The 9,824-nt window shown below is 60.7% G+C and carries 7 protein-coding genes; 1 reads left to right on the forward strand and 6 read right to left on the reverse strand.

What is annotated here, in order from left to right; all coding sequences use genetic code 11:
- Position 1: 1 nt before the first annotated feature.
- The 6 genes from ACP7AU_RS06410 to ACP7AU_RS06435 form a co-directional block, all read right to left on the reverse strand.
- Complete coding sequence (locus ACP7AU_RS06410; protein ID WP_426050887.1) at positions 2–1,033, reverse strand: hypothetical protein; 1,032 nt, start codon at positions 1,031–1,033, stop codon at positions 2–4.
- Complete coding sequence (locus ACP7AU_RS06415) at positions 1,030–2,937, reverse strand: hypothetical protein (protein WP_426050888.1); 1,908 nt, start codon at positions 2,935–2,937, stop codon at positions 1,030–1,032. Before ACP7AU_RS06415 ends, ACP7AU_RS06410 begins: the two co-directional genes overlap by 4 nt.
- On the reverse strand, positions 2,934–4,562 hold the full coding sequence (locus tag ACP7AU_RS06420) for a glycosyltransferase family 4 protein (protein WP_426050889.1): 1,629 nt from the start codon (positions 4,560–4,562) through the stop codon (positions 2,934–2,936). Before ACP7AU_RS06420 ends, ACP7AU_RS06415 begins: the two co-directional genes overlap by 4 nt.
- A gap of 86 nt (positions 4,563–4,648) precedes the next feature.
- A complete protein-coding gene (locus ACP7AU_RS06425) occupies positions 4,649–5,461 on the reverse strand; it encodes a hypothetical protein (protein ID WP_426050890.1) in 813 nt (270 codons plus the stop codon).
- Between the two features lie 36 nt (positions 5,462–5,497).
- On the reverse strand, positions 5,498–6,400 hold the full coding sequence (locus ACP7AU_RS06430) for an SAM-dependent methyltransferase (RefSeq protein ID WP_426050891.1): 903 nt from the start codon (positions 6,398–6,400) through the stop codon (positions 5,498–5,500).
- 99 nt (positions 6,401–6,499) lie between these two features.
- Positions 6,500–8,608, reverse strand: coding sequence for a glycosyltransferase (locus ACP7AU_RS06435; protein WP_426050892.1), 2,109 nt, complete (start codon positions 8,606–8,608; stop codon positions 6,500–6,502).
- A gap of 140 nt (positions 8,609–8,748) precedes the next feature.
- Between ACP7AU_RS06435 and ACP7AU_RS06440 the strand changes: the two genes are divergently transcribed.
- Positions 8,749–9,684, forward strand: a complete 936-nt coding sequence (locus tag ACP7AU_RS06440) for a class I SAM-dependent methyltransferase (RefSeq protein ID WP_426050893.1) — start codon at positions 8,749–8,751, stop codon at positions 9,682–9,684.
- Positions 9,685–9,824: the final 140 nt, after the last annotated feature.

Here is a 9,824-nt window from a genome sequence, read left to right on the forward strand (position 1 = left end):
GTCATATCAGCGAATCATTGATCAGCGACGCCTGAAAACTCTCGGGCCCGATATCGAACGGGTTAGGAAACCTTGCTGATAACTCTGGCTGGTAGCGATACTGCTCGCGATGTTTTTTTTTGATTGGGCGACCGTCGGCATAGGTCCCATAAGCCCAATAGCCAGCGGGAAGACGAGGATCGGTCGTAGCCTGGACCATCCGACGATACCAACTCCAGATCTCGTAGACTTCATAGTTCGATCCAGCGTAACGCCGCGTCATGCTCTCGCCGACCGGACCCAGTTTTGTGAAGTGCCAAAACCGAAGGAGCGATCCGTTGACGCGAACCTCACCTGCCCAGTCGATGGTGACCTTGCGGCGACTGAGGTTCCAACTGGCAACGTTGTAACCGGGATCGCGCAACACCTTAAAGGTCTCATAGAAGGCTGGCACGTGATCACACCATCGTTGGTCGACGAACAGACCCCGAGGTATGTCATCGTAGCAGTAACTCAACAGCCTGTCGTTCCACCAGCGAGCGAAGGCCGCGCCTTCTCCGTCCGTCCTGATGGCTACAAAGCCGAGGTTGAAAATTCCGGTCCGCAGGGTGGCCAGTTCATTGTCCAGAATGGCTTGGGGCCGGTCCTCCGGTTCAAGCAGATGGGGGGTCAGCACTCCACCGTGAACAGCGAGGAGATCGATAACGGGATCGAGCCGATTAAACAGAGCCGTGTCGGGATCTAGGTAGACGATCGCGTCGACGACGCCTGCCTCACAAACCTGATGCATGTAGGGGCCCTTGACCGCCGTGCAGGCCTCGACGATGTCGTGCCCGAACAGCCAGGCCGACGCGTCGGCAAGGTTAAGGTCTTCGAACCAGACGATCTCGTCGAAATCCTCGGCGACGAGATCAATCTCGACACCCGGCGGCGGCCGATCCGTGATCAGGGCAACGAGGCGCCACTCGGGGTGGTACCGCCTCAGCGTCCGATAGAGGACCCGCGCCCGGTTCAGATACGAGAAGGTGAAACTCGAAAAACAGAGGACTCTCATGCTGGCTCGCGCAGAATGAGATCGGCGGTCATGCGCGAGTAGGCCAAGGTGTGCCGCCGAACAGGTCGTTCGCTCCGTCTTAGACGCAGGACCTCGCCACTGGCGAACATCTCATTCAGGACGACGTCGTCTTCGATCAGAATACCGCATTTTTCGCGCCGGATCAGATCGTGGACATTGCCGGAATCGGGGTTGGCCAGGATCAGCGCACCGCCGGCCACGGCTTCATACGCTGCGAAACAGAAGGTTTCCGGCCACAATGACCAGATCAGGACGACGTCCAGATCCAGGTCATGGACCGCCTTGATCATTGGCGCGGGATTCTTTGCCGTCGGTTTGACCCGCGTCCAGTTTACCGCAAGCGAAGGATCAGTTTCCTTCGCAAGATGGTGAAAACTGTAACGGGGATCACCGGCGAAGCGCCTGACCAGCTGGGCGAACACGGGCCACCCCTTGTGGCTCGTTGGCATCCCGAGAAAGCCGACCCGGAGCGGGATCTGGCCTTCGTCGCTGAACGTTTGGCCTTTGCGGGCTCCACGCGTTTCCGGAGCGAATGCGGCATGAGCGTGTACGATACCGCAGCGTTCGCGCCTCGGAAAGCTGCGCCGCCACAACGAGAGCGCTGCCTCTGACGGAGCGACGACAATAGGATCCAATGCGTCGAACAGGGCAAGATGTTGCGCGAGATGAATCTGGCGCCGGGCACCATATGCGCAGATCTCGCACGCCAGGCTTTGGGGCTGGGGGGCACCGCAGAATACCGCATCATTGCGCAACAAGGCATAGTTCGCGCAGAGGCTCGAGAAGTCGTGAAGCCAGTAAAATGCTTCGGTGATCGTCAACCGGTCGGCGATTGCGACAACGTCTGCCACGCGATGAGAAATCACACTATGAACCGCCAGCGTGATGGTCCGCCCTTTGCCGTATTCGGCCAAGGCCTCGCCTACGACCTCAGCGTCAAAGAAGCCGATCGAAACTCCATCGACGAGCACGCCGAGCCTGGGATGACTGCGTTCCACATCTACGACGGGGCTGGCTCGACCTGGATAGAGGTGGATGTGGGCGGCCCCCAAGGCCCGCATCGCCTGGCCTTCAATCTTCAAGCAGAGCTGAACGCCCCCCAAGGAAGCGGTGAAGTCGTCGTGGCTGATCGTGATGTGGACCGATGACTGTCCTGCAATCGCCGAAAGACCGTTGGCGAGGTCCTCGATGGGTGATGCAAGCCGATCTGGAACCAGCCGTGCCAAGGCCTGAACGTGTGCCTCGAAATGCTCCGCCTTACGGATCAGATCATAGCGGAACCCCAAGCCATGCTCGAGATCCCGCCCTTCGCGGCGCCCATACAGCACATAGTGGACAAACGGGTTGGCACCCGTCTCGACCACATCTGTGTTTGCCTCAAGATAGCATCGCGTTGAGAACCACCTCGTGGGATCACGGTTCTCGCGCCATCCCGTTTCCAGAAAATGGCCGAAAGCGGCCTCGGGCTTCAGCTCGACATCGGGATTGGCGGCGACATAGTAGTCAGCATCGAACTCGGCGAGGACGGGTAAAAGGTCGGGTTCCGCAGGCGTAGATGTCTGGTTTGGCTCAGGGTGGGACAAGGACAGCTTTCTGCCTTCCGCGCGCCCGTAGAGTACAAAGTGGCTGAAGGGGTCCACTCCGGAGATGGCAACGTCCGGATGTGCGGCAAGGTAGTCGGCAACGCTGAAGCCAGATTCCGGATTGCGTCCCTCCCGCCATCCGATGGTGGAGTAATGCTCCCAGGCATCAACACCGGCCGCTGCGACATCGGGGTTGTCCGCCAGATAGAACTCAGCATCGAAAGCCGCGTGAACCAAGGCCGTCGGGTCGGCAGCGCCGTACTCGTCTGTGGTCGAGGGCTCGCGTTCAGGCGACGTCAAGGCCGGAGCTCGACAAGGTTCAACTTCGCCAGCCACATGAGTGCCAGAACAGTCTGAGGATGGGACAGCCCAGAAGTGGCGATCAGGGCTTGGGTGTCGATCTCACCCTGTTGGTGAATCATCCGATGGACGGTGAGGATCATCTCAGCGGTCAAGACTGGATCGATGAGCGAGTACCGCGCAATCTCCAAACCAAGCAGTGCCTCAACGCCGCCGAGAGCGACCCGTGCCTGGATTTTGGAAGTTGCGGTCAGTGTGTGGGTCGGAAAATCCGCGAACAGGGCGAATGGGTCGGGCCGCAATGGCCAAGCTTCCGGAGCAGAACTTGTCGCTGCACGACGAATGTCGGCCAGATTCTGGGCCAAGTCCACGTAGCGATCGAGGATGACTGGCCAGTCGAATAACGCGCGGGCCCGTTGTGCACCAGCCGCTCCCAACGTCTTGCGAAGCCCGGCATCGTTCGCCAACGCCGCAATCCTGTCGGCAAGAATCTCGACATTCACCACCGTGGCCATACTAACCCGGCCAATAAAAAAGTCATAGGTGTCGCGACCCAAGGCGTGGCGGACTGCCAGATCCGATCCTGCACCGGCCATTGGAAGAGTGACTGGAATGCGAAAACCGTCGATGCCGTCGCGGACCGTGTCCTTGTAGCCGTTCCAGTCGCTGACGAGGACGGGCTGTGCCGCCGCCATTGCCTCGAGTGGAGTCAGGCCAAAGGTCTCTTGGATATTGTCTGACAGGGAGACGAATACGTCCGCGGCACGCCACGCCTGCCGGTAGTGCGTCTCGTTTTCCCCATCGACGCCAATGAACCTTACCGAGGGTGCTAGCGCGGTGCGAGCAGCAGCGAAGGCTTTGGCCATATGGGTGTTGGGGTAGACGCCCGCCTCCACACAGACGAGGCGTTGCCCGGTCCTCGCCGACGCCGACTCCAGCGCTTGATAGAGCGCCGAAGGATTCGCTTTGGCGTGAAATGACAATCGACCGGCGAAAAGAAACGCAACTTCATCGTTTGCAAGGCCCACGGCTTCCCGGGCCTCGGTGATCTGGCGATCGCTTCGTACGAAGGCTGGCGTGTCCACTCCGAGCGGTATTACCGGAAGCTGGATCGCGTTAAACCGCGTGGCTCCGGTTTCCCGCGCTTGCCATTCTCTCATTTCGTCCTGCAGTCGTCGAACGACGCCCAAGGCCGCGTTCGAGGTACAGATCAGCGCGTCCCATGGTTTGAAGGGCGGTAAAACCAGTGAAGCGACCTGGTCCATAGCGCCTTCAGACGACAGGGTGTGGGTCACGCCGAACAGACTATAGCTGGCGGGCCCACGCGTGTTTCTGGCATTGGCGAGGGCAGGGGTGATCGGCGCTGGATAGTAGACGGCACCTAGCTGATCGAGGATCGCGTCGCCAGGGCTCTCGCGCCACCTGACAGCACCCTTGTGTCCTTCCGAACTCAGCTGGGTGGCGAGCGACTGTCCGGCCGCGCGACTCTGGCCAAAAACGTGAACGTCATCGTTCGGCCAGCGCCGAGCTACGCCTCGGATCATGGCCTTGCCAGCGCTTTGGCGCCCCATGATTTTCTTGTCTGTGCTGTAGGCGTCGCCCGCACTGAAGATCGCGAAATTCACCGGACTCACGAAAGCTCCCCGAAATGCCCTAGTCGGCCCGATCCCTGCGGCATGCGGCCTCCAGACTCAAGCACAAGTGTAGAGGTTCAGGGCGTCGGCGTTTCAGACCAACCCAACGGTCGCATGACGAGCCACGGCGTGGGTCCAGCGCGCCACTCCCAGACGGCCAGAGCCATATCGAGATGACTCGATTCTACCAGGCGCTGATCGATGTTCGCAGCAGTCATGGCCGGGTCGATACGCAAGATACTGTGTGTCGCCCCAAAACGATCCATCAGCCGTTCAGTGACGCCGGGTCTTGCCATGGGGTGGGTTTCGACGATCACGCTGAGCGAGCCGAGTGCCGGGTATATGGCGGGATCCAAAAGGTCGTCCTCGAATCCCTCGGCATCGACGAAGACCAGTGTCCGTCGGTCCGCAAAACGCTCGAAGTCTTCGCCTCGAAACTCACCGCCGACCATAACCCTGTCAGCCACGCCGTTGGCGTTCGCAAGCAGGCCGCACCGTCGCCGGGAAGTCTCGTCGATATCGTGGGCGTAGACTTCAACCCCTGGCATCATAAGCGCCAGTCCCACGGCGTAGTAGCCCTCTGCGCAGCCGATATCGACGATGGCTTCGAGGTTCTCCTTCGCGAAAAGATTGAGCTCAGGGTGTAGCTCTCGCTCATATATGCCCTGGATCCGCGGAAGCAGTGCGCCCTCGGCAGAGGTCACTACATAGTCCATGCCCTTGAACGGACCGCTTCGTACGTGGGTGTCCAACGTCATTAAGGTGTTGGCCCAGAGTTTGCTCCGCCAGACCGAGGTCATGATCAAAGCTTTGCTGAGAAGCTGCGTGTCAGAAAGCTCGGCGCTTTCGGCTAGAAGTGCCCGCAGCCGGGCCGCATAATGAGAATTCAAGCCCATGCACCCGCGTGGGGGGTGCCTGACGCTAAGTCAAGCTTGGTTGGAAGGGTGAGGGTGACCTTCATTGGACAAATCTGGTTTTTTCAACAGCAGTACGATCTGATCGGTCGTCAGCGCCTCCACACAATAGGCCTCTGTCAGACAAGCAGATGGCGTTTTCTCCGTCCGGTCCCGCTGCTGGCGAACCACTTCGAACCCGACCGCGTCGCAATGTGCTGTCAACTCGTTGGCCGTGACGCGATTGAGCGTTGAATAGAGACGTACTAGCCGGTCCTTGGCTTCTGTCGTCAAGTGAGGGGCGGCTTCGATGTCCGCGAGCACTTCGCTTGTCTGCCTTAGGAGGTGTTCCCACCCGCCGTAGCCAATGGCCCAGAGGTGGGAGCCCTCCGGGCTGAAATAGAGGGGCGATATCTGGACAAAGGCAAGGCCGCCTGGCCGCAAGGCGGTCCACAGGTCCGCGATGGTCTGTCGGAGGCTGTCGCGCTGCACATGCTCGAGAACCGACCAACTGATCACCAGATCAAATTCCTGCTCACCGAGAAGCGCGCCCTTTTCGATCTGCGCGAGCGTGAGATGGTCGGGCAGCCCCCCAATCCCGATCTTCTCCATCAGGAGAGGCTCGCAACGCGCTGGCTTGTCCTGGACATCGACACCGACAACCCGAGTGACGTCGTACTGCAGGGCAATCCCTGCGGCCGTTTCGCCAAACCCACAGCCGAAGTCGAGAACCTCGCGCCCGGAAAACCCGCCGTAGGGCGCTATCCAGGACTCGATGATCTCAGGGAGCGTGCTGAGTTTTCGCAGCAGCAGGGGGTCCGAGGTTGCTTTCTTCCAATCCAGGAACGTGTTCCGATCGGATACGCGGTGTTCGTCAATACGAGCCGGGCGGCTAACAAGCAGCCCGTCCGATCGTACCGCTTCCAAAAAAGACAACAGCTTGCCCTCCGGCCCGCATCTTGAGCGCGCTAAAGGGATTGAGGTTGCAACAGATCGGCATTTCCACCGCGCATCTGGACTGCGGCGGGCCTCGCCTTAACGCATGATCGCCCACGGGTTGGCTGCGGCGCTTGCATCGAGATGAGCGAGAACCCGGCTCATCGGAAGGTCTCGAATGCCGTCATATGGTCGGTTCACTGCGTTGACCCACTGCGGATTGTAGCTGGGGTCGTGGAACAGCCATGAGCCCCAGCGCGCATTCATGTCGGCCAGTTCGGCGTCGTCCCAAGCGATCTTTTCGACCGAGTCGTTCAGGCCGCGTGTGCGGGACTCATAGTGGATCAGTTCGATGTCTGCGGCGAACATCACCTTCAGACCCTCCATTCGAACCTTCAGGCAGAAGTCGATATCGTTGTAGGCGATCGCCAGTCGCTCATCGAAGCCGCATACGGCCTGGAATGTATCGCGCCGACAGGCCATGAAGGCCCCCGTGACGGCCGCTGTGGCGCGCGTCGATGTCCAGCGACGCAGAGGGCCTTCGTCCTCGGCCGATGCCCACAGGCCGTCGTGCGAAGGTCGGCCCTGCCAGCCGCCGAGCAGAATACCCGCGTGCTGAACCTCCCCGTCCGGGTAAAGGAGGCGAGCGCCGAGAACGCCAACGTCCGGACGCGCCAGCATGCGACGGACGCTTTCGTCCCATCCGGGCGTCAGCATCTCGATATCGTTGTTGGCAAAGACAAGGATTTCGTCCTCGCCGTGCCGGGCGGCCAGATTGTTGCACCGGGGCCAGTTGAACGGCTCGTCCAGGCTGAAGCTGTCCACCCCGTCCGCGCTCGTCAGCTGCGCGATCGTGGCAGCCGTCGCTGGTTCACTACTTCGGTTGTCGACGATCAGCACGCTGATCCGCTCCGGATGGCGCGCCGTCTCACGCAGGGTCTTTATGCTCCGCTCCAGCATCGCGGCTTCGTCGCGTGTGGGGATCATGACGAGAATCCGAGAGGCGGACTCCGCCGGGGTCGGCAGTATGGTCGGCAAGGATGAGGCCGCCGCCGGCACCGCCGGCACGCTTGCCAGCAGTCGCGGCAGGTGGGCCACCGGCCCTGTGAGGGATGCCTCCAGCAGGCCGGCCAGGACCGCTTGCGGAACCTTGGCCGTTCCGTCCCGAAAAATGGCGATCGAGGGTGACGCGGGCGAAGTCGCCATGGCGTCCGGATCAAACATCGTCTGCAGTCGCGGCGAATGGCGCACCAACCCCAGGCGCCAGTCCTCGGCGTAGTGATCGTGGTCGCAATAGACAGCGGCTGCTTTGGTTCGAACCAGGCCATAGGCCAGCCAGCCCAAGGCCTCGCGGTCCAGGACCGTGCCCGCCGGTACCAGCACGACCGGGCCAGCCGTGACGTCACACTCCGGTCGTTCGAACCGGATGCGGTCGTCGACCTGGGCAAAACTGCCGACCGAGTGATCCGCTAGAGGCTGAGCCGGCGACACGAAAGCCGTCCACTCCTGGTGCCGTTGATCCATCAGGCTGACCAACGTCGCCCGCAGCATGGCCGCTGTTGCCTCCTTCGCCGTGATCACCACGGTCACGGCGACCTCCCCCGACATCGGGGGCGGCTGGATCGGATACTGGCGCCGAAACGAATCATGATCGCTCAAGGGGAAGGCCGATCTCTCAGCCCCTTCGGCCATGCCCTCGATCCCCTGAGCAAGCAAATGGGACAGTCTAGCGGACTCCAGGGCTGCAGCCGCCTGGCCGTACACGTCTCCTGGAATCTGGTCCCGGGCACCCGCGTTGATCAGCTCGTCTCTTGGTCCGGTCGCCGAGGGGGCGCGGCGGAGGGCCTCGCGGAACGCATTGATTGCCCCTGCCTTGTCACCAGTCCGCTTGAGGAGGTGTCCAAGGTGCAGCCAGGGTTCGGCGTCGTTCGCCGCGAAATGGGCGGCCTGGCGATAGGCGGCCGCAGCCTCGGTCAAGTGGCCAGTTTCCTTTAGGGCATGGCCATGTTGGATATGGATTGCTGCATTGTCTTCAACGATAGCCAGGCTCTCAGCATAAAGTGCCGCTGCCGTCGCCCATTCACCGTGATCGCGTGCCTGATCTGCAGCTATGGTGCTCCGGCTTGCAATCTGCCGAGGACTGAGATCGGCATCGGCGGGCACCGTGCTGCGCCGGCCGATCTTCAAAAGCGAGCGAGCCCATTTCATGGCGCCTTAGATCATGACTTTGTAGGAATGACCAAGCCCGGGCGGTGCATCCAGAGTTGCCAGTCTCGATGGGCCGCTGATATCGCTTCCGATCGCCATGGGGTTGTCTCAGCTCCAGTGGGCCCCTGAAAGGCTATGCTATGACGACCCCAGTCTATTCGATTGATGTGTTCGCACCCTTTTTCGGACATCTGGTCCTTCAGGGCTGGGTGGACGCGCCTGTAGGGTCTCGGCTTGAACTCCGTTTTCGCGAAAAGATATGGCCGATCCAGTCGTATGGATTGGCCAGCCCTGACGTCGCCGCGGACCGACACGGTGCCGACTATGTCCGGTTCGATGAGCGCATGGACATCGGTGAATGTGGCCCGATGATCCATCGCGCAAAGTTAGCCGTGATTTTGCCGGACGCCACTTCGTACGAGTTCGGCGATCTCGCGTCCGTCCTCGACCCCGCGCGTCAAGTGCAAAGCGACTTCGTTGCGGCGGTGGCAGCGCGAGAGGCTGGTAGGTTTCTAGAGCTAGGATCGAGGGCTCGATCGGGGCTGGTCAACAGTTCGATGGTCCCACCGATGTGGACCTACGTCGGCATGGACATACTGGAGGGGACAAACGTCGATGTCGTCGGCGACGCGCACGAGCTGTCGTCCTTGTTTCCACCCGATCATTTTGATGCGGTAATGAGCCTGTCGGTGGTGGAGCATCTGCTTATGCCCTGGAAGGTCGTCATCGAACTGAACCGCGTGATGAAGGTTGGTGCCGTCGGACTTTTTACGACCCATCAGGCCTGGCCGGTTCATGATGCACCCTGGGATTTCTGGCGGTTCTCAAAGGAATCATGGGCCGCGCTATTCAATCCCATCACGGGATTTGAAATCGTAAAGGCAGAGGTCGGGGAGCCCGGCTACGTTGTCCCCCAACGGTGTCACGCAGTGACGAACTTTGGTCAGCAGCCGGTGTTCTTGTCGTCGGTCGTGATGTTCCGCAAGACACGTAACACGACGCTGCGATGGGACGTTTCACTACCAGATCTGGTTGAATCCAATTATCCGGCGGGAGAAGCCAGCGTCGAGCTTTAGCGCTGCGTTCTACTTGTCTTGTGACGTGATGGTGTGGACGACCTCCGCCTAACCAGCTTTTCTGGAGCAGTCGTCATCAGGGACGTCACGTCTAGGAGCGGTATCATGCAGACCATCGCTGTCGTCGGGCTCGATCTGGC

This window comes from Brevundimonas sp. SL161 (assembly GCF_049896985.1).
GTDB lineage: Bacteria > Pseudomonadota > Alphaproteobacteria > Caulobacterales > Caulobacteraceae > Brevundimonas.

What these genes read in the sequence shown, in the direction of transcription:
- ACP7AU_RS06440 (WP_426050893.1), top strand. Translation starts at nt 8,749, where the DNA reads ATGACGACCCCAGTCTATTCGATTGATGTGTTCGCACCCTTTTTCGGA.
- ACP7AU_RS06435 (WP_426050892.1), bottom strand. Translation starts at nt 8,608, where the DNA reads ATGAAATGGGCTCGCTCGCTTTTGAAGATCGGCCGGCGCAGCACGGTG.
- ACP7AU_RS06410 (WP_426050887.1), bottom strand. Translation starts at nt 1,033, where the DNA reads ATGAGAGTCCTCTGTTTTTCGAGTTTCACCTTCTCGTATCTGAACCGG.